The 19,451-nt window shown below is 49.2% G+C and carries 29 protein-coding genes and 3 tRNA genes; 8 read left to right on the forward strand and 24 right to left on the reverse strand.

The window, feature by feature from the left end:
- Window positions 1-214: 214 nt before the first annotated feature.
- The 23 genes from GC087_RS14470 to GC087_RS14580 form a co-directional block, all read right to left on the reverse strand.
- A complete protein-coding gene (locus GC087_RS14470) occupies window positions 215-832 on the reverse strand; it encodes a methyltransferase domain-containing protein (protein WP_324028597.1) in 618 nt (205 codons plus the stop codon).
- On the reverse strand, window positions 829-1,737 hold the full coding sequence (locus GC087_RS14475) for a glycosyltransferase family 9 protein (RefSeq protein ID WP_324028598.1): 909 nt from the start codon (window positions 1,735-1,737) through the stop codon (window positions 829-831). The genes GC087_RS14470 and GC087_RS14475 overlap by 4 nt, the downstream gene beginning before the upstream one ends.
- A complete protein-coding gene (locus GC087_RS14480) occupies window positions 1,694-2,296 on the reverse strand; it encodes a hypothetical protein (RefSeq protein ID WP_324028599.1) in 603 nt (200 codons plus the stop codon). The genes GC087_RS14475 and GC087_RS14480 overlap by 44 nt, the downstream gene beginning before the upstream one ends.
- Before the next feature lie 38 nt (window positions 2,297-2,334).
- Window positions 2,335-2,514 (reverse strand): DUF826 domain-containing protein, encoded by a 180-nt coding sequence (locus GC087_RS14485; protein WP_324028600.1) that lies wholly within the window; start codon window positions 2,512-2,514, stop codon window positions 2,335-2,337.
- 138 nt (window positions 2,515-2,652) lie between these two features.
- Complete coding sequence (locus GC087_RS14490) at window positions 2,653-2,865, reverse strand: Rz1 family lipoprotein (RefSeq protein WP_324028601.1); 213 nt, start codon at window positions 2,863-2,865, stop codon at window positions 2,653-2,655.
- A gap of 207 nt (window positions 2,866-3,072) precedes the next feature.
- Complete coding sequence (locus GC087_RS14495) at window positions 3,073-3,693, reverse strand: glycoside hydrolase family 19 protein (RefSeq protein WP_324028602.1); 621 nt, start codon at window positions 3,691-3,693, stop codon at window positions 3,073-3,075.
- Window positions 3,690-4,016 carry a phage holin, lambda family gene (locus GC087_RS14500; protein ID WP_324028603.1) on the reverse strand — a complete coding sequence of 109 codons (327 nt, stop codon included), beginning with the start codon at window positions 4,014-4,016 and terminating at the stop codon, window positions 3,690-3,692. Before GC087_RS14500 ends, GC087_RS14495 begins: the two co-directional genes overlap by 4 nt.
- A 365-nt stretch (window positions 4,017-4,381) precedes the next feature.
- A tRNA-Gly gene (locus GC087_RS14505) sits at window positions 4,382-4,456 on the reverse strand.
- Window positions 4,457-4,459: 3 nt separating this feature from the next.
- A tRNA-Thr gene (locus tag GC087_RS14510) sits at window positions 4,460-4,535 on the reverse strand.
- 78 nt (window positions 4,536-4,613) lie between these two features.
- Window positions 4,614-4,690, reverse strand: a tRNA-Ile gene (locus GC087_RS14515).
- Between the two features lie 173 nt (window positions 4,691-4,863).
- Entirely contained in the window at window positions 4,864-5,898 is a 1,035-nt protein-coding gene (locus tag GC087_RS14520) for an ATP-binding protein (RefSeq protein WP_324028604.1), read from the reverse strand.
- Between the two features lie 13 nt (window positions 5,899-5,911).
- Window positions 5,912-6,241, reverse strand: a complete 330-nt coding sequence (locus GC087_RS14525) for an ATP-binding protein (protein ID WP_324028605.1) — start codon at window positions 6,239-6,241, stop codon at window positions 5,912-5,914.
- 115 nt (window positions 6,242-6,356) lie between these two features.
- Window positions 6,357-7,040 carry a bacteriophage antitermination protein Q gene (locus tag GC087_RS14530; RefSeq protein ID WP_324028606.1) on the reverse strand — a complete coding sequence of 228 codons (684 nt, stop codon included), beginning with the start codon at window positions 7,038-7,040 and terminating at the stop codon, window positions 6,357-6,359.
- Window positions 7,040-7,339 (reverse strand): DUF1364 domain-containing protein, encoded by a 300-nt coding sequence (locus tag GC087_RS14535; RefSeq protein ID WP_324028607.1) that lies wholly within the window; start codon window positions 7,337-7,339, stop codon window positions 7,040-7,042. The genes GC087_RS14530 and GC087_RS14535 overlap by 1 nt, the downstream gene beginning before the upstream one ends.
- Window positions 7,324-7,704: a hypothetical protein gene (locus tag GC087_RS14540; RefSeq protein ID WP_324028608.1), complete on the reverse strand. Its 381-nt coding sequence runs from the start codon at window positions 7,702-7,704 to the stop codon at window positions 7,324-7,326. Before GC087_RS14540 ends, GC087_RS14535 begins: the two co-directional genes overlap by 16 nt.
- Entirely contained in the window at window positions 7,701-8,354 is a 654-nt protein-coding gene (locus GC087_RS14545) for a phage N-6-adenine-methyltransferase (RefSeq protein ID WP_324028609.1), read from the reverse strand. Before GC087_RS14545 ends, GC087_RS14540 begins: the two co-directional genes overlap by 4 nt.
- Window positions 8,351-8,950 carry a DUF1367 family protein gene (locus tag GC087_RS14550; protein WP_324028610.1) on the reverse strand — a complete coding sequence of 200 codons (600 nt, stop codon included), beginning with the start codon at window positions 8,948-8,950 and terminating at the stop codon, window positions 8,351-8,353. The genes GC087_RS14545 and GC087_RS14550 overlap by 4 nt, the downstream gene beginning before the upstream one ends.
- A 57-nt stretch (window positions 8,951-9,007) precedes the next feature.
- Window positions 9,008-9,205 (reverse strand): hypothetical protein, encoded by a 198-nt coding sequence (locus tag GC087_RS14555; protein WP_324028611.1) that lies wholly within the window; start codon window positions 9,203-9,205, stop codon window positions 9,008-9,010.
- A gap of 336 nt (window positions 9,206-9,541) precedes the next feature.
- Window positions 9,542-10,345 carry a ParB/RepB/Spo0J family partition protein gene (locus GC087_RS14560; RefSeq protein WP_324028612.1) on the reverse strand — a complete coding sequence of 268 codons (804 nt, stop codon included), beginning with the start codon at window positions 10,343-10,345 and terminating at the stop codon, window positions 9,542-9,544.
- Window positions 10,346-10,382: 37 nt separating this feature from the next.
- Window positions 10,383-11,129, reverse strand: coding sequence for an ATP-binding protein (locus GC087_RS14565; protein ID WP_324028613.1), 747 nt, complete (start codon window positions 11,127-11,129; stop codon window positions 10,383-10,385).
- 2 nt (window positions 11,130-11,131) lie between these two features.
- The gene (locus GC087_RS14570) at window positions 11,132-12,043 is read right to left on the reverse strand and encodes an LvrA C-terminal domain-related protein (RefSeq protein ID WP_324028614.1); all 912 of its coding nucleotides are present in this window, start codon (window positions 12,041-12,043) and stop codon (window positions 11,132-11,134) included.
- Window positions 12,036-12,524 carry a toxin YdaT family protein gene (locus tag GC087_RS14575; protein WP_324028615.1) on the reverse strand — a complete coding sequence of 163 codons (489 nt, stop codon included), beginning with the start codon at window positions 12,522-12,524 and terminating at the stop codon, window positions 12,036-12,038. Before GC087_RS14575 ends, GC087_RS14570 begins: the two co-directional genes overlap by 8 nt.
- Window positions 12,502-12,762: a Cro/CI family transcriptional regulator gene (locus GC087_RS14580; protein ID WP_324028616.1), complete on the reverse strand. Its 261-nt coding sequence runs from the start codon at window positions 12,760-12,762 to the stop codon at window positions 12,502-12,504. The genes GC087_RS14575 and GC087_RS14580 overlap by 23 nt, the downstream gene beginning before the upstream one ends.
- A gap of 75 nt (window positions 12,763-12,837) precedes the next feature.
- Here GC087_RS14580 and GC087_RS14585 point away from each other — a divergent pair, with 75 nt between their 5' ends.
- Window positions 12,838-13,245, forward strand: coding sequence for a helix-turn-helix domain-containing protein (locus GC087_RS14585; protein WP_324030642.1), 408 nt, complete (start codon window positions 12,838-12,840; stop codon window positions 13,243-13,245).
- Window positions 13,246-13,421: 176 nt separating this feature from the next.
- Entirely contained in the window at window positions 13,422-13,715 is a 294-nt protein-coding gene (locus tag GC087_RS14590; protein WP_324028617.1) for a hypothetical protein, read from the forward strand.
- Here GC087_RS14590 and GC087_RS14595 read toward each other — a convergent pair.
- Complete coding sequence (locus GC087_RS14595; protein ID WP_324028618.1) at window positions 13,677-13,919, reverse strand: hypothetical protein; 243 nt, start codon at window positions 13,917-13,919, stop codon at window positions 13,677-13,679. The genes GC087_RS14590 and GC087_RS14595 overlap by 39 nt on opposite strands.
- A gap of 248 nt (window positions 13,920-14,167) precedes the next feature.
- Here GC087_RS14595 and GC087_RS14600 point away from each other — a divergent pair, with 248 nt between their 5' ends.
- From GC087_RS14600 to GC087_RS14625, 6 genes are all read left to right on the forward strand, one after another.
- On the forward strand, window positions 14,168-14,362 hold the full coding sequence (locus GC087_RS14600; protein WP_324028619.1) for a cell division protein FtsZ: 195 nt from the start codon (window positions 14,168-14,170) through the stop codon (window positions 14,360-14,362).
- Window positions 14,363-14,431: 69 nt separating this feature from the next.
- Window positions 14,432-14,719, forward strand: a complete 288-nt coding sequence (locus GC087_RS14605) for a DNA breaking-rejoining protein (RefSeq protein ID WP_324028620.1) — start codon at window positions 14,432-14,434, stop codon at window positions 14,717-14,719.
- Between the two features lie 81 nt (window positions 14,720-14,800).
- Window positions 14,801-15,064, forward strand: coding sequence for a hypothetical protein (locus tag GC087_RS14610; protein WP_324028621.1), 264 nt, complete (start codon window positions 14,801-14,803; stop codon window positions 15,062-15,064).
- Window positions 15,057-17,321 carry a phage-associated endonuclease gene (locus GC087_RS14615; RefSeq protein WP_324028622.1) on the forward strand — a complete coding sequence of 755 codons (2,265 nt, stop codon included), beginning with the start codon at window positions 15,057-15,059 and terminating at the stop codon, window positions 17,319-17,321. The genes GC087_RS14610 and GC087_RS14615 overlap by 8 nt, the downstream gene beginning before the upstream one ends.
- Window positions 17,318-17,821 carry a siphovirus Gp157 family protein gene (locus GC087_RS14620; RefSeq protein ID WP_324028623.1) on the forward strand — a complete coding sequence of 168 codons (504 nt, stop codon included), beginning with the start codon at window positions 17,318-17,320 and terminating at the stop codon, window positions 17,819-17,821. Before GC087_RS14615 ends, GC087_RS14620 begins: the two co-directional genes overlap by 4 nt.
- Window positions 17,822-18,032: 211 nt before the next feature.
- Window positions 18,033-19,439 (forward strand): DUF4942 domain-containing protein, encoded by a 1,407-nt coding sequence (locus GC087_RS14625; protein ID WP_324028624.1) that lies wholly within the window; start codon window positions 18,033-18,035, stop codon window positions 19,437-19,439.
- Window positions 19,440-19,451 lie beyond the last annotated feature (12 nt).

The following is a 19,451-nucleotide window of genomic DNA, read 5'->3' on the forward strand; positions in this document are numbered from 1 at the left end:
GGCCTCGGTTGTACTCATGACCTAGCGTATGGGTGCAATGGCCGTCAGTAGCTCCAACTACCGGCGGTCGCCCATTCTCTATTTCCCAAAGGGAAATTCTCCAACTAAAAGTTAAATATTTCTGGCAATGCGCAGGGTGCGCGGCGGGTACCACTACTACTTTAACAATTACTATCGGGCGCCATCATAATGACACCCTGTAGTGGCTGCTGTTTTAAATCCGGCAAAAGGCATAGCTACCAATGCCATCACGACCAAGCTCGCTTTCGCGGGTGTTGTATTCCACCAGCTTAAACCCGTTGGCCGCAAACCACTTCATGAGGCCGTCATGGGTCCAGTACCAGATATGCTCATCACGGCGGAAATGACGGGACCGGAGAACATGCCCTGCCCCCTCAAAGATGGGTACCGAAACGAATACCCATTTTTCCGCCCGGGCGATAGCGACCTCAGGCCGATCGATATGTTCCAGTGAATCCCAGAACGTCAGCGCCGGATATCGGTCATGGTATAAACTCGACCACTGGCCCCGCTTTTTCAACCATTCAACGCCAGCAGGGTTTACATCGAATCCCCTCGTGTCCGGTCGCGCTTCAACAAACTGTCCTGCACCGATGCCCACATCCAGAACCACACCGCTGTAGTGCCGCGCAACTAACTGGATCCGCGCCGCCGTCAACTCTCTACCAAGTTCGGTGTCGGCCAATTTTTGGTACCGTGAAAAATATTCTTCATCATACGGTCGGACCGACTTCGGTACCGGATAACGCCCCATGCCAAGTTCAGGCAGCCATGTCAGGCCGTGTTTGATTTGCTCAGAGAAATACTTCATGCGGCCACTCGCTTACGTGATGCCTGATAGACGTTTTCGATAAATGACTGCACCCGTGAAGAAAGCCCGCTGATTGTTTTGTCGCAGGAGTGTTTCATCTCCTGACACCGGCAATAATTGTCCGGGTATACAAACAACGCGCGGGATAAATCCATACAGCGGGGATCTGTAACTTTAGAGTGGTGATTATTACCGCCATTGCCACCCTGTAAGCAGATCATCGGTTTACCGTAAGCAAGCGCAGCGTGCATGACGACACATGCGCCTGTAAGCACAATATCGGCCCGCTCCACCAGCGCCAGCATTTGCGTGATAGAAAGCTGGCCATCATGCAATTTCCTGTGCGCGAACGGTTCAAGATCCGGTATCCACTCCTGCCCCGGTTCGTTATCTGCAATGCTGATAACATGGAAACCGCGTAACGCCAGCAACCGGGAAACTTCATCCACATATTTGTTCAGCGGGCCGCGGCTGGCATTGTGCCACTCGGTACGCTCGGTGGTGGGACGTATAACCGCTAATGGCTTACCATCCGGTACTGGGATATCCGGCGCAGGATAATGCGGCAAATCCATTGCTGCCGGCAGCGTGCCAAATTGCTGCTGCATAGCGTCGAAAATGCTCCCGGCCTGAAGATGACCATTACCGTAAAAAATGCGCTGGCGGGGAATGCCTGGCGGCTCGGATTCAAATCTTACCGATGTACTTTGCTCATTCTTGCGCTGCGTACGCAATGGCGTATTGGCTTTCACGAAATGCAGGTTGGGGATCCCGGCGTAAATTTCCGGAAGTGGCGTTCTCAGCCAGACCTCTTTTCCCTGTTTGACCAGTGCCTTAATAAAGCAGCGCTGATTGATATTGTCACCGATGCCGTGCATCCCGTCGAAGTACAGTTTTCCAGGCATAAAGTGCCGCCTCAAGTGGTAAGCGTTTAAAACAAGTCAGCGAGGTCTCGCGTGACGCGTTGATAATCTCTACGCCCGGCAGAGCATCAGCGAGAGAAGAAAAGTCGGTGTGCCAGCGTTCTACTTCGCGCGGTACCGGATTGTGCATTGTTGCCGGGTGGCGACCATGCCAGTGTGCTCCGTTCGCCAGTTTGCAGTCGTAGCCTAGAAGGATCACCCTATCAGCACCGAGGTGTGCGGCGAGTTGAATGGCACGCTGGCCGGAGTTAAACGGACCGTTGTCCGACGGACTGAACAGCTTCACGCCGAACCGAGCGTGGGCCCTTTTGCTTTGGCTCCAAAGTTCGGCGCTGGTCTCCAGCGAGTCGTAGTAATGATCCCACCAGGTAAAATCAGCAGCGAAGATATGCTGGCAATTCGGCACTGCCCTCCAGCTCGAATTAACCGCAATAATCGGATAACGAGAGTCGGAGGCTAGAGCGCTGTCGCTCGCTGTCAGTGACGGGCCGCTGGCGATACAGATAAAAGTTGTAGGCATGATGACCACCTGAATAAACATTATCGAAGCACCCCGAATGTGAGGCGCTTCTGTAATGCTTACTGCTGATCTGCGTCTTCAGCCGCGCCCAGGATGTCAGTCAGCGCGGTATCTACCGCAGCGTCAATCTGAGTATCAAGGTCAGCTTTAATCTGCGTTTTTACCGCTGTAGTGACTGCATCGGATTTCAGCGCGTTTTTTACCAGTGCGTCAGTGACGATATCTTTTACTTCTGCCATTTCAGGCTCCTTTTGAGTTTTGTGGCCAAATAGCCAGTCTTTAATCCACATGGTTAACCCCTGCGGTATGGGTATAAAAAAACCAGCATTACGCTGGTCAGTTAAAGCATTCCTGCCGGATGTAATCCTGTAGCCCGTCTATTTGTTTACGGGCTGTTTCGATGCGTTTTCGGAGGGTGTAATAATCCCGCTTAGCGGCGTCAGTAAGTCTGGCGCCGGCTGCATCATCCACGCGGGCGGAGCCGGTGGTTTTACCTGCTGGCACGGCTGCGGGACAGCGGACGTTGAGCTGCAACTGCATACGGCCAGCGGCAACATCACGTTGCAGATCATCAATCTGATTTTTTGCATCAGTAAGTTCCTGGGTATGTTTGCGGTCCAGTTCTGCCAGTTTCTGCTGGCGCTCCTGAATGTCGGTAATGGTGTCGGATTGTTGCCTCGTAATCTGATATGCAGCACGATAATCCTTTCGCCAGGCGACGGCTTTATCGTGATAGTGGTCAGCGGCCCAGCCCAGAGAGAGAACAGCGACTGCCAGTGCAGCAATAAGGTATTTATTCATACCTTGAGCGCCACCAGCGCAACCTGATATCTGGCTTTCCGATCCTCAAGGCCATTGGCACCGCCATTAATAATCTTCGTGATCGCCTCAATATCACCACCATGCTTCAGGCAACCCTTTGAGGCGTAAAACCATGCAGCCGAACGGGCGGCATACTCATCCTGTTCCAGCAATTGCGGAATTAACAGCAAATCGGCACCCAGACCAGCACCACAATCCCGGTAATTGTCGTGGCCGGTGATCTGTATCAGGCCACGGCCACGATAATTCCAGCCGTCATTTGATCCCGGATAACCGTTACCCATTCGGTTTGCATAGACAATATTTGCTATTGCCTGCTGGTTAGCTGCGTGTTCAGTGGTGCGTCCGTATTTCTGAGCGCTTTCTGCGTCGAAATATTTCCCAAACGTAGCCAGCAAACCATCAGCCGAATAATTCAGATTCTCGACAATGCGGGTGAAACCACCGGACTCATGCCCTACCTGAGCGATAAACATTGCCTGAACGTCAGCGGAGGTAATGCCAAACTCAGTCATTGCCGCATCAATTGGCTGAAACCAACGCGCAGCTAATTCGGCGCTGATATTAGCCGCCTTCTGAAACTGTGATTTATTCATTCATTTTTTTCCGTACTAATGCCTGTTCGCTTTGCAAGTAATGCGAGGGCAATATCCCGCAATCGGTCAGCACCAATGAATCCAATCATGCCACCAACGAATGCACCTGAGTTTGCAGGAAGGCCCAGATATTCCAGAATTGCGGATACTGCTAAGGCTGCAATTCCGCAAACCAGCGCCCCCGTTGCTGTATAGATTTTGGGCTTTCCAGCCCTTATATCCATCAATGCCGAAATCCCTAAAGCCGTCAGCCCGGCATAAACCGACGGCAGGTATACAGCCAACCATTTCATTGTTTGCTCAATTATTCCGTGTTTTTCCATAGTCACCTCCGGAACGGGGCGCCGTGTGAGAATAAAAAAATCCCCGAATATCCAGGAGCGGCAACGGGGAAAGGCGTTGCACTAAATTGACCTGTCAGCGGCCTTAATATGAGAAAGCCCCGGCGAGTGCCGAGGCCTTTAAAAAACAAAACCCCACTGAAGTGAGGTTTCTTAAATAGTGAGGCATCTCATCCAACAAACCACCCGAGTTAATTGGACTTTGACGAGATGCTTTTGGATGAGCGCTGAACCCAAAGGGCAGTATTTTCACACAGCAATTTTACAAAAAGCAGCGCCCATTCAAAACTGGGGAAGCTTTTCAGTCACTCCGGGGAACCCATCATCGCAGACCGAAAAGCGTTAACTGGAGCGGGCAGCGGGAATCGAACCCGCATCATCAGCTTGGAAGGCTGAGGTAATAGCCATTATACGATGCCCGCATATGGTGCCGACTACCGGAATCGAACTGGTGACCTACTGATTACAAGTCAGTTGCTCTACCTGCTGAGCTAAGTCGGCGTTGGTCCGCCACCGGAGCCTCGAACCCCGTACTACAACACCAAGGTTGTCGCTCTTCCCGATGAGCTAGTGGCGGTTTGGTGGCCCTTGCTGGACTTGAACCAGCGACCGGGCGATTATGAGTCGCACGCTCTGACCAACTGAGCTAAAGGGCCGGGAGCGGAATCATACATAAGTCAAAGTAACCATGCAAACACAATGGTTTTTTACTCGTATCCAGAAATAACAAAACCCGCTCAAAGGCGGGTTCTTATAACTCTGGTAAAATATCAGAATTGCGTTAAATATGGCTTATTTCGTTGCATTTTGCAAGCGGATGGACAGATTGCTAATCTTCGACGTTACTGTTACGTTGCTCAAACTCGATTTCTGCCTCAACTTGAGAGACGGTTTTGCCTCCCCTAATGCGCATCCTTGCTTGGGCGGTTGGTTCGTTTGAGGGACCTATATCAAAATCAAGCCTTATCCTATTTGCCTCGGCACACATTCTTATATAACCTCTAAGCATATTTTCTTTAAAAGTATACCATCCTCGCCTTTTACCCCCAAAAGCAGGGATGACAACCTCTCCATATTCAGAAGTTTTGAAATTCCTCAGCATTCTGGATATTCCTGCTTCGGTAAGTAGCGATGTCTCATCCTTAATTTTCCATGAAACCTGATCCATTACATTTGAATATGAATATCTAATACCACTTAATTGTCTTAAAAAATTTTTTGAATCTGCAACTGCCCATAGTAAATATGTGTAATTGCGGTCTCTTGCATAAGTAGCTTTGTCATAAGGCCCTCTTAATGATTGTGCAACTGATGTCACGGCATCGTTTAGACCCTCAAAGAACAAATGCTCATTAACCGTATCCAAACCTTTCTCATAAGCTTTAACTAGCATTTTTTCACAGATGAGATGAACATAATGTGGATAGCCATCGCTAATGCCTGCAATTCTTATTCTTAGCTCATCAGGAACAGATAAACCAAACTCACTAAAAGCCCTATCAATAATTGAGAAGCAACCTGAGTAATGTAAGGGATCTAGCTTTAATTCATGAATTTGTCTTGAGCTGGACGCATGCCCCATAAGCAACTCTTCATATGCAGCGGCAATCCCAGTAAATATAAACTTCACCGAACATCTTTTATCACCTAGTTGTTTTAATAACGTACCGAACTTCTCTCGTTCTTTAGCGTTTTGTATCCTGTCAAATTCATCAACTATTATAAATGGTTTGTCTGAGTGAATTTTTTGTAAATATTCAAGTGCAAATACTGCTGAGGATGTGTCAGATATTGTGATATTTTGAGAGCTTGAAGTACCCTTCTTCTCAAATTTTACCCCAGTTCCTCCCACCCCTAAACTCAAGGAAATCACCCATTCACTTTTTATTTACACCACACATACCTGCTTCACGTAAGGCATCAGTAACAATTGATTCCATAGTCGTGTCTTCGTCGCAACTTAAAAGGATTGGATCCGCTTGTTCCTGAAGATCGAAAGCGATAGAGTGGGCTAAAGAAGATTTTCCAACACCACGATTCCCAAAGATAAAGCTATGCCGCCCAGGAGCGTATAGAGCGGCTCGCATTGCTTCATATTGATGATCGCGGCCAAACAGAAACTCAGAAGCATCGATTGGCTGTGAAGGTCTAACAACTTTATACAACCGATTGTAAAACTCATCCCTTGTGAGAGCTAAAAGCGGCATTGCTAATCTCCTATAAATGATACAGATATTATGACTCAGGGAGGCCCACTAATAAACTCGCCTGATGGTTCTACATTCATGGAAGAGGAAAAATATGGTCTTCATTGTATCCTATTTAAGTAGAATCCTGAGATAATGCTTCCTCACGCAATTCAAACACAGCCTGTAGCGCTGACCTGTCCAGCGCAGAAAACGACTTTTTTAGCATCGCCCAATGAGGTGCGTAAACTCTCAACCATGTTGAACGGTTGACGCTCATCAGTCGTGCCAGCCCAGCACCAGCATAAATTTTATATGTGTCATTTTGCCTCATTGCTGCTATTTCTTGCGCGGCCAACCATACGAGGGAAATGATCCTTTTTTTAGTCTTCTTCAACAGACCATCAGGCAATTTCCGCTGATGAATAACCCAGATCGATTCACAAATTAAAGTCTGATAGTTGAACGTCAGATCGAAACCGTAACAGTAACGCAACCAGGCTTGCTGATGTTCGGGCAAGAGGTTAACCGCGCGGCGCCACGATGCAGTAGCAAACTCATAATCGTTAATCGGCGGCATCGGCCTGCGACGACTTCGGGTTTCAACCACATACAGAGCAGAGTTCTCAGCCTTAACTAAACGGATGCCGCCCCGCCCATCGTCCAGCTCTACGACATGAAGCGGGCGCCGAGGGTTACCATCCTTATCTGCTGGTGGATGTTCACTAAAAGCCTGCAACTGCCCTTTCGATTTACCTGAGTTATCCATCAGTGCACGGGTAAGCTCAATCCGGGCGTATTCAATTAATTGCGGATCCATCAGATAAACCCCTCTTTTTTCCAGATTGCGAATGTACGAAATACACCCTCTGCATGCATCAGGCGCAATTCTTCGTATGTGTATTCATTGGTTTTAACTCTGCCGTCGATAACATCGTGGCATCCGTTACATGCAATAGCCCCCTGTAAATCATCAGGCTTGCAGCCGGTACCGCAGGTTCCGGCAAGGCGATAATGAGCGAGTACGCTGGTTTCAGGATTGAAGGTGCAATGACCTGGAATACGAACGGTACATTCGCGTCCACGGGCTTCTTTGCGGAGATTCACAGATCGAGGCATTGCTGACCTCCACCACTGATCAGCCGTTCCCATTTCTGAAATTCTGTCGGGTTGCTTATCCAGTGCGCCGCCCGGACAGTTGCGGCCTGTTCTGGTGAATGGATGATGCGCCGGTGATCTTCCGGCAGGTTCGCTACACACGCCGGACAGTGATCGACGGTATCAATGATGCAACCACCGCGACGGCGGCAGATATGCATGGTGCTTTTCAGGGTGGCGCAGTGGCGGCACATGGGGGCATCACAGGTGTAAGGATCAAACGGGGAAATGCACTCTGGCTGATGTTCGCTGGGTGGGTAGCCCAGATGTCCGTCACAGAGCAGCGTAGAATGAGCACCACAAAAAATGCAGGTTTTTCCTCTCATGCAGACACCCCGACTAATTTCATCGCTGCGCGCTGAATTTGAGACAAAAACATGCGGCCCATCGCTTCCAGTTCTTCGCGGCTGATATAGCTGATCGCCGGGCCGGTCCAGGTCTTATCGAAAACTGCGATCGCCATGCCAAACCCCGCCGTGGATTCAGACGGTTCACCTTCAGCAGGGATATACCAGTCCGGTAGATCAAAGCTGATGCGCCCACGCACGAAAGCGATATGATCGGCGTTCTCCGGCCACCAGCTTTCACTTGTTGCTGACTTGATGAAAAAGACATACCTCCCATCCAGTTCCCGCATCGCGGCGGCGTGCTGCATGATCGGCACCATTCCAGTGATGTACTCGCCTTCAAATTGTTGAGCACGGCTGTATGGCGGGTTAGCGTATGCGGCACCACCGAGGACTCCGAGGCGAGCGGACCAGTCCTGCGCCAGCGCATTATCTTCGGAGGTGTAGTAGTTATCACATTTGGTGTTGTGGTAGTCGGCAAACAGGTCAAGTGAAAACGGGCCAAATTTGGCGTTTATTCCCCACCAAATCGCATCTGGTGTTCGCCACTGATCGCCGACTTCTTTCAATTTGTGAGACTGACGGTTACGCAGCGTTTCGAGTGATTTGCAGTATGGATTCAGGTTCACGCGGCATACTCCAGTAACTGAGCAGCAACGTTTTCGACTTCGGCTGGCGATGAGAATTTACGGAACAGGATCCAGTTCCATAGCACATTCAGCGTTGATTTATAGAATTGCTGGAATTCAATCTCGTCCATTTTGGCAAAGGAAATCGACTTTGCCCGACGGTTGCGGCTGCCATCAGGATAAATGTGCTCGGTGTAAAAACCGGCCTGAATGGTCACCCATTCGCGGTAAGCTTCGAAGGATTTGAGCAGGGCAATGTCACGCGTTCGCGTGTGTGCGGCATCGGCAAGGTACTGCTCTGCGGCGTCGGAAAGCGCAACACTATGTTGCTGGCCCACCTGCCGGCAAAGAAAATCGACGAAGCCGTTAACCAACTTTTGCTCTTCAGGAAGAATAGCGCCACCGGTGGGTGTCCAGTAATCAAAGCCAAGCTGTAGGAGTTTGAAAAAGCGTTTGTGAAACTGGTAGTTGCGAACACGCTTAAAGTCGGCGTGAATCCACTCACCAATTTTGATACGTTGAAAAAATTCGCTGGCCTCGGGCGTTGCCGGGGTCAGGGTTTCTGGACCAATTTTTTGAAGTTGAATCTGTGCCATCGGTTTTCTCCGGTGACACAGTGGTTTCTCAGCAGGTTGTTCAGACCTGTGTATAGATTATAGTGGATTATCAGCATCATCAACAGCCGATATTCCGGCAGTTTTACGCGCTTCAGCCATTTGCTGCACACTGGTTACAAATTCATCAGGGTGCAGCACAAAGCCATAAACAACATTGCCGTATTGGTTTCTAAAAAGCACAACAGGTCTTGTGCTATTATTAAGGCCACGAACCAAGTGGTCAGGTATGATCATCACTTTGCTCCTGCATATTCTTGGGTAACTTTCACTGTTCTTTTCGCGGCTAATCAGTCAAGCCAGCACATGCGATTAACTCAATCAAATCATAAGGGTCATTTGAGTTAAGTAACGCCAAGAAACTGTATATAATCCCAGTATTAATTCTAGCGAATATTCATCCCTTTTTGACCATAACGATAAAAATTGATTGTTTGCATAGTTTTCAAACAATCAAATAGCTAAACACTCTGGTAGCGAAGATCACTCACCACCGGTTGCCCTCACAAGACATGACCGCCGCGACCTCTCTGCTAGCGTTCCGTATTCGCAGTTCATAATCCGTATGCTTGTTTAAGCTGCAAACCTGCTTCGGTCGGCTGCAATCTTTTTTTGTTCGTCGATTATTTCCAGCACTTCGGCAAGCGCCAATCCATCAAGGGTGATAACGCCATCGTCACTGATCAGCGCCAGTGCCAATAACTCAACAGCCCGGCGAGCCTTCTTGACACTGATTTCGGGCGCGATGATGCTGCGGGTAACTTTTTTCTTTCCGGCTGCGGCGGCAATGGCTTTATCCTGTTCGAGTACTTTACCCGCTTTTTCTCCGTGCTCTTTCACACGGTCAACGGCAACATCCACAGATACTGCTCCGGCTTTCACGCTCTGCTGAACGTCGTGATTAGCCATCGCCAGCGTTAATAGCTTCTCGATGGTTGCCACTGATTTATGCACCTTCTGGGCTATTTCCTGTTTCGTCAGGTTGAACGCAGCCAATTCTTTCACAACAGCGGCCTGTTCAATTGCAGTCAGCGGCAATTGGTTATTCGATGTCATGATCCGCGCTACACGGTCAACGTCATTCCCCTCGAACGGTACGATGCTGATGAACTCAACCGGTTTACCCGCATCACGGCACCGCTGGTAGCACCTGCTGCGGCGATGGCCCTCAACAATCCATACACCACCCTCATCACGCGGAATCACCTCCAGCGCAGGTACGCGGCCACCAGCGGCCAGAAACTCAAACAGCTCATCATCGGCCTGCTGCGTCCGTTCGTCGTTCTCACGCTTGTTGAAGCCGTCTTTGACGTGAATATCTTCCAGACGAATAAACATGCCGGAATGCAGGCGCTTGATTACACCGGAAGTGGTCATTTTTCAAAAGAATTAGCCATTTATTTATTTCCTCAATTTATTTTACTAAGCGCAGGTGAGTTACTTTGTTGCGGTAGCTCTCCCACGCGAAATTCACCCACATGCCTTTGTCCATCTTCAGACGGTCTACGACGCGCTCGCCCAGCGTGGCAGCCAGCTCGTCATAATTCAGGTTGGTTAGTACCCCGACAGGCTTCATCGCAGCCAGGCGGCGATCCACAACTTGATTCAGCAAAACTTTCTCGTGCTGCGAACCCTTCTGGATCCCGACTTCATCCAGCACCAGCAGGTCTACACGATCCAATTCGTCGAGTAACGCGGCCTCAGATTGCCCTCCGTCATAACAAGCACGTACGCGCAACATCAGGTCTGCTACAGTGACAATGAGCACAGAGCGGTTTTGTGCCAGCAGGTAATTACCTATCGCCGCTGCAAGATGGTTTTTCCCGGTACCAGGGCTGCCGCTGAACACGAAGCTCGTAAAGCCGTTGCCAAAGTTCATCGCATAGCTCTTCGCCAGACTGAGTGCATGGCGCTGGCCATCACCTTTCACTTCGTAATTTTTGAACGTGCAATTTCGGTGCAGGTTCTGGATCCCTGAACGTCCGAGAATTTTATCGGCCCGAACTTTCTGGTTAAGTCGGTCCACTTCCTCAGCCCTTTTGCGCCCCTCCTCGTCCTGCCATCGGCGCCATTCTTCAGCGTTGGAAAACTTCGGCTGCACACCTGCCGGGATAAGTTTTTTCAAGCGCTCCAGTGCGCCACCTGCCGAAATATTTTTCATGATCACCCCGTAAAACCGTCAGGAATTTTACTGTCAGGTTGTGAGATTCCGTTTATGTCTCGCCCACCCTGTCCAGTGCTCGGGGCTGCCCACGTTTCTTCGTAATGCTGAGACTTACCGAAGAACGTAGCGGCCTGTTTTACATACTCGGTATTCAGTCGGCCTGTGGTTTTGATGTACACCGCATACCGCAGTACACCATCGAGCAACGTCTGAGGCGCAACACCGGATTTAACTCGTGCATTCCATGCCTTGAACGCATCAGCCTTGCTGTTACCACCAGCTCGTTTCGGATAGGCCGACCAAACTTCTTCAAACTCTGACGGATATTTATTTTTCTCGGCTGGTGCAGATTTTTTTACCGGCGGAATTTCATCAGGGGGTGTGGCATCGCCATGCCCCGATTTATATTCTTTTTGTTCCTGATCTTGTTCCTGATCCTGATCTTGGCTTGGAAGCCCCCCTAAAGCCCCTTCATACCCCCTTTCTTCACCACGCTTTAAAGTCATATGAAAATCAGCCTGGTAACGGTCGAAAAAACCAGACAGGAAGGGGTTCTCAGGCAGTGACGCATATTCATTGCGAACACCTGCACAACGGTTATCACCGGGCTTCAAGCAACGTCCAACCTGATACCCCGCCATTTCATGCACCCATACCATCTCGGAATGCTCGTCATAGCTGCAAAACCCCGCTTTGATGGCCCTATCAAGCCCCTTCGATGCCCCTTCCAAGCCCAATCCTGTTTCATGGGCCAGGTACAGCACCGGCAGGTAATACAAGCCAAGCATGTTCGCGTGAGGTGAAGTCATCAGGTAAAACGCGACAACCTGTGCCTCAGCTCCCGCGCTTCTCAGTTCTCGACCTGTTTTCCCCAACCAAAATTGAGGTGATACGGTTGCGTAATCACGCATAGCTTCCCCGGTATACTTCCCGCGCATCGGCGCGACAAAGCGGTTCGATCACCGACTTCATCGCCATAAACGCAGATATAGCTTCGTTAATTTCTTTCAATGCAACGGCTGGTGCGGCGCGAAGGTGAACAGCATTTACCGCCTCAATACTTTCTTTTGCTGCGACCGTAGCCAACAGCGCAGGATCCCGAGGCGACTCAATACGGGCTCGCCGTTCGGCAGGCAATACGGACAACGCAACAGGCTTTAATTCGACCGCAAGCGATGCATAACGAGGGCCATCAAATCCCCTGAAAATCCGCTTTACACGCTGGATTGCGTTTCTAAGCCCGTCGCCGGTATTGACCGCCGGAAGAATATCGCCACCACCATCGGCGTGATATTGATCCGCTATGGCCATCCCGACCGCTTTCCAGCCATCTTCAAGCGCCCAAGCTTCCAGTTCGGATGCAACAACATCAATCGGAGGACTGATTTTCATGATTCAGTTCCTTCTCCCGTTTTGTTTTACGCTTTTCCATGCGCTCAACCTTTAATCGCTGGTAAAAGCCACGATCAAAATTCAACGCCCCCAATGACGCCGAAGATAAAATTGCTGCCGATCCTTGAGGTATAAAACCCGCCCTAACCCAACGAGAAACTGCTGCCTGAGATACCCCAGCAGCTTTTGCCAGTTTGGTTTTTGTTCTAAAAAACTTGATCGCGTCAGTAGTTAACATCTGTGTTTCTCCTTACAAGATAGTAAGAAGTTATAACTTAACATAGAGTAAGTCAACTTGATTTATATTAAGCAAATGAACACACATACCCTTAGCGAACGAATTTCGTTACGACGCAAAGAACTGGGATATAGCCAGCAGCGCCTTGCTGACCTAGTTAAAGTCTCTTACGTCACTGTTTACAAGTGGGAAGGCGGGGAGACGGCTCCAAAAGGAAAGAATCTTTTCGCATTAAGCAAAGCGTTAAAATGCTCTCCTACTTGGCTTCTGTTTGGAGATGAGGATCAGGTACCGTTACCAGCAGAACAAATTCCTGTAGAGCTGGATGACAGGCAGAAGCGACTTCTCGACCTATTCGATTCCTTGCCGGAATCTGAAAAAGAGAATCAAATCAGAGAGTTAGAGGCAAGGGTTGAAAATTTCAACCACCTTTTTGAAGAATTGCTTAACGTCAGAAAACAAAACGCCGCAAAAAAACAATAATAAAAAAGCAACCATATCAATAGGTTGCTTTTTTATTGCCCTTCAACTTAATTTTTTTTAAGCCAAGCCCTTGCCAATAGACTTACTTTTGATTAAGTTTGTCCCATCGAAACCACACAGTGATTTCTCAGAAATGTTCCGCCACCCGGCGTTAAGGGTTTACGAGGAGATGTGAGATGGGCGAGAAAGTACTTTACTCAAGTCAGAATGTACTCACTCTGGCTTCTACACTGGCTGAAACGGCTGCAACTATGGCGAAAGAGAGTGGCATAACGCCTAAAGATGCCAGGCTGGCACTGGATCTGGCCAGCAGGATTTCTGTCATGAAAAAAGAAACGACAGACATCCTTACCCAGAGGTTCGCTGACGCGATTGTAGAAATCAAAACTTTACATCCACATAACACGATTACCGAAAACGCCTTAAAAAAATTAATCTCTGCTGCTGATGCTCTGCTGGATGAGTTGTGAAAGATGATAATCAATTGTGCGTGCGTCACCGCCCGAAGCGTTTTGAACGTTTGGACAACGCGCGATTAAAGCTTCATTTAATTTTTCGCGCTGTTCAGAGGACAGGAGTTTAACAAGCTCCTGAAGAATGAGGATAGTTGCTTCTAACCGGGCTTCCATACACGCAGGTTTAATTTTTGCAAGTTGTTCAGAGAGTTGGCTCATAAATATTTCCTTACTGGTTGTGTGAGAACTCCAGTATACCACCGAGCCTGAAGTGGCAAAAAGACAGGCAACTAATTTAGCTGGCTGTGGTGACGGAGAACCGACCGCTTATCGCTGTGTGCATAAAGTCCACGATTACCGCCCACAGCCAGCTAAACCAGAAGCGATTTTTCATGCCCTCACCAGGGGAACGGTTCTCTCTGAGAACGCCGGAAACGTAACCGGCAACCTTAACAATGGAGACGAACATGTACGGTACAGCATTAATGCCACGTCATGCCGTAGTTCCAGGCACGATGATTAAACACAAAGGCAAATACTGGCGAGCATCAGCAAATATTTCTAGAGGTTTATATGCTATGACGCCATCAGAAGTTACGAGAATCACCAGCGAAATTATTGAAGTCATGCTTAATAAGCGCGGTTTACCTTTAATAAATTAACCTAAGCCACACCAAAAAAATATGCCGTTAATCCGGCAGGAAATTCCACAATTTTTTTCAGGAGCAAATATGAAAACCATCAGCATTATTAACCTCAGCTTATCCGCCATTAATAAAGAACTGGCGTTGTTCAATTGTGAAGATTCTATTACCGGAGTAATTCACACTGCCCCATCAAACACAACCGTTATTCTCGATGGCGGCTACGTTCTCGGTCAATACGGTTGTGTTCACAAGGCAGTTGATGAACTGACGAGTGTACATATCCAGCTTCACGAAGCTGAAAAAGAAAGCGGTACATATGCTGCTTATAAAAATGCCTTTAGTGCCGGGTTTGCATCTTCACGGACACACTAATTCATACGCCCCGTTAGCGCGGGGCATTTATCAGCATAAGCATTTGTTAAGTGCTTAATCTGATAAATGAGGAGCCATAAATTGGATATTACTCTCGCGTTCAAAAAATTATCACTGACAAACGGTGATGAAATCACATTAAGCATTGCGCCAAGTGCAATGCAAAAAATGATTATTGAGTTAATCGCTCAGGGTTATCTCACCACAGAGGAAATGGCAACTTACGTAATAAGCCAATTAAAGATTTGCGATAAACAAAACCTTCCGTACGTATTACCTGAAAACGTACTGAATAAATTAAATGAAACTTATCAAACCGTAAATAACGGGGGTGAAAATGTCTAAATATATTGGCTGTTGGTTTGGCCTTGAAGAAGCTGCTGAAGAAAATGGCGAAATGCGAATCGCCCATTCTTTTGAGGCCGTAAATGATAAACAGGCAAAAGCGAAGGCGGCGCTGTTATTCATGGAAGCCTTTCCGGATGGTGACGACTCTCAGTTCGAATTCCGTATGTATGCCGAAGCTGACGGTATTCCCTGCCCTACCGAAGAATGGGATGAAACCTTCTTATTCGATCACGGATGGGACATTGATTTGGGCCATCCAGTAATGAAAGCTCAAGCCAAGCCTGTTGACTTCAACAAACTACAGCCATCAATTCGCGTCGCCGTACTGGTGAAATATAACACTACTGAAATCACCAGTGACCAGCTTGGCGCAGCTATTGAATTGCAGCAAGGTAACTCACCAACATTTGATAGCCATATCGTTGAGGCTATTTCCAAAATGCCTCCAATTCCGGCTATGTATCCTGAGCGCATACTAGATGTCATCAACTATGTTCGTGAAAACTGTGCGCCTACCAAAAAGTGGCCGGAGATCAAAGCTGTTCTGGCCGGATGGTTAAAAAAGCATGAGCAAAAACGTAAGGATGGGGAAATTAGTGAAGTTGATACTGAAGAAAAAAAACCAATTAGTTCTTCTGTAATAGCTCCACGCCCCTACGAACACACATATAAAACTCTTGATATCGAAATTGCAAGTGCATTATGGCCGGGCGATGTAGACCCATCGGCGCCTTCAAGTACTATCGTGAGGTGGGCTAACGGAATTATTAAAGATGATAGAGAGGATTTTAAACGTTGGTCAATGAAATTACGCCTTGTACCTGAAATTCTTAAATACAGTCGCAACGTTATTTTCGATGTAGTCAGAAGCCCCTCGGATCCTGAAATATATAAAAACCAACAAGAATTCAGCAATTATATAACGTCATATTTTTCTGGATATGAGGAAATGAATAATGAAACCGAACAGAACACGGCGGCATCAACTGGCCCACTGGAATCTGAATCGCCAGAAATTTCTACAGTGGCGACGCAACACTCTGATGATGTGTCAGCAACGGGGACGGTGGAAACTGCGCCACCTGTAGAGCGTACCGGACCATTCTACTATCGCACCGCCGATGACCAGCCCGGCCGTGCCAACAAGCTGGCTAAACTCGAAGCCGTTATTGAACAAGGCTGTATCGAGATCACCAAAGAAGAATACCAGGCACTGAAGGATGCGCCGCCAGTTAAGCAGCAAACCAACAGTGATCAACCCGGTATCAATAACCTCGGGAACGGACGTTTCAGCATTGAAGGGCTCGCCCTAGAGCAGCCGCAAACCGATGAAAAAAGCGCCTCAAATGAAGTCGAAAAAACGGAAGTAGCGGCGGTACAGCCTTCCACCACTACTTTCCAGTCCATTGGTGCAGCACTGGAGCATGATCTCGCTGAAAAAGGCGACAACATGAAAATCTGGCGCAGCGTAATGCGCACGGATCCCCGTTTTACCAAAGACCTTGCTGGCGCTGGATTCGAAGGTACAAGCATCAATGCTGAGTACATGATCATGCGAGCTACCGAAATTTTTGGGCCTATTGGCACTGGCTGGGGTTTCGAAGTTCTGGAAGATCGAATGCTCCCCGGCGCACCAATGAGCGAAGCCATCTACGAAGATAAGAAATTTATCGGAAACCGCCTGCTGCGGGACGGTGACGGCACGCTTATCACCGAGCAAAACCACAGCATCAAAATCGCTTTCTGGTACCTGAGAGACGATGGCGTAGCGGAACGCTTTGAAGCCTACGGCGCAACTAAATATCTGTACAAAACCAAACACGGAATTACCTGTGACGGGGAAGCACAGAAAAAATCTCTCACCGATGCAATCAAAAAGGCTCTCTCCCTTCTGGGCTTCTCTGCTGATGTGTGGCTGGGCCTGTATGACCAGGCCGAATACAAGCAGGAAAACGCAACCGAGTTCGCTATTAAAAATGCCAGCGAAAAAGCAGAGGACGTTAGCCGTCTGCGCAATGAACTGGACGAGAAACTGACCCGGGTAGCAAACACCATCGAAAGCGCCGTAAGCCCCAACGAAGCCAAGAAGGTATTCGACACCCTGGCGCGTGAAGTGGAAGTACACCGGAAAGCGGCTGAAGCCAAAGGTGACAGTGAACACGCCAAGTACCTGTCAGGCCGCTTACGCCGCCTCTCACAGATTAAAGATCAACGTATCAAAACCCTTACAGAAAATCAGGAGCAATCAGCATGAGCCAGAACACTACCGCAATCGCCATCGCCGCCAACATGACCAAACTGATGGCTCTCGTTGAAGCTGGGGAATTTTCCCCGGAGGACATTGCCGACACCATCGAAGGTGAAGAACTGGCGCTGGGTGACAAATTTGACGGGATTATGACACTGGTCCGCAACCTTGAAGGCCAGGCCAAGACTGTAGACGAAGAAGTGAAGCGCCTCAGCGACCGTAAGAAATCGTTTGAGGGCCAAGCCAAAAATCTCAAATCCTACATTCTGAAATGCTTACAGGCCGCTGAACTCAAAACGTTCAAAACGGAACGCAACACACTCACCGTGCGCAAGGGTTCAATTTCTGTAGTGATCGACAACGTGGATCAGCTTCCCGACGAACTGGTTGATGTCGCCACCGTCGTCGCACCAGATAAGAAAAAAATTAAAGAGGCCATCGAGGCGGGTGAAGACATTAAAGGCGCTCACCTCGAAGTCGGCTCCGAATCTTTGCAGGTGCGCTAACCCGGATGCGGCCAGCAATGGCCGCTCACTGAGACAGAGATATGAGCGACGAATACAGCAGCCTTTTGTTCCCCAGGAGAACGGAACCCGATGACTTCAAAGACCACACCGAAGAAATCATCTGGCATATGCGTAACGGGTACCGGCGGCACCACGGCATTGTCGAGCAGCCTCCGGAAGTGAAAGCAACGAAAAGGAAAGCAAAGAGAAGATGGTCAAACAACACAAATTAGAGGTTTTGCTGGCGTGGCTCGAAGACAACATCGAGTGCGGCACCAGTATTGAATTCACTGACGGGGTTATCGCCAGCCTGAATGCAACATTCTGGCAAAAAGCCCTGAACATGACCGACGTGTACGAGTATATGCCGAGCAACCGACGCACCGAGTGGAACGAGCAGATCCGGGAAATGAAAACGCCCGACTTCGAAGAAGAGACCGTGCGGCCGACAATCATGGAACTGCTTAACTCACGTCAGAAATTTTTCTCCGAGCGAGTGGATGGTATTTTCCGCGCTCTTTCCGGCGACCACATTACCAACAGGCCGGAAGGTTTCGGCAAGCGCATGATCCTTGCCCGGGTGTTCACCGATTACGGCATGACAAATCACGATATGAGCGGGTATATCCAAGATTTGCGGCAGGTGATTGCTAAATTTATGGGCCGCGATGAACCCCGCTGGCGTGTAACCGACGACGCCTTACAGGAAGCCCGCTGCCGCCACGGTGAATGGCTGATGCTGGACGGTGGAGCGTTGCGTGTCCGGGCCTATCTGAAAGGCACAGCACACCTCGAAGTACACCCGGATATGGCCTGGCGACTCAACTGCATTCTGGCGCACCTGTACCCGCTGGCAATCCCGCCACAATTCCGCCAGAAACCAAAGAAAAAGCTCAAAGATTTCGTGCTGATGAGTAAGCCACTCCCCTTCGCCGTTCTGGAAGTGCTGGCAGGGCTGAAGGCTGAGAGGCACACCCCGATTCATCGTAACCGCTGGGATGAGCCGACACAGCCTCTGACTACCAATCCATACAACCGCCGATTTGACTGGCGCGACGAAGACAAAGCGATCCGGGGCCAGGCGGGGAAAATACTGGAAACCATCGGCGGTGTGCTGATTAAAGCGGGCCCAAATAAAAATATCAACATCTGGGAGTTCGACTATGACCCCGCCCGGGTGCTGGGCGAGATTATCGCGTCCGGGTGTATTCCGGATCATCAGTCTCACCAGTTTTACCCTACCCCTGAATCGCTGGCTGAGTGGGCCGTTTCCGAAGCCGATATTCAGCATGGCGATTCTTGCCTGGAGCCGAGTGCCGGCACCGGAAACCTTGCCGTGCTGATGCCGGCAGACCAGATCCAATGTGTAGAAATATCAGCGCTGCACTGTCGGGTACTGGAGGCGAAAGGTTACGCCGTCGAACAGGCTGATTTCATCCAGTGGGCCGAAGCCACCAGCAGTCGCTTTGACAAAGTGGTAATGAACCCACCGTTCAGCGAAGGGCGAGCCAAAGCGCATGTGGAATCTGCTGCCAGCCTGGTTAAACCCGGCGGCCGTCTTGTGGCCATCCTGCCCGGAAGTATGCGGAAAAAAGATATTTTGCCCGGCTGGTCATGAAGCTGGTCTGGA

Origin of the sequence: Pantoea sp. JZ2 (assembly GCF_035191405.1) — a bacterium.
Taxonomy (GTDB): domain Bacteria; phylum Pseudomonadota; class Gammaproteobacteria; order Enterobacterales; family Enterobacteriaceae; genus Pantoea; species Pantoea stewartii.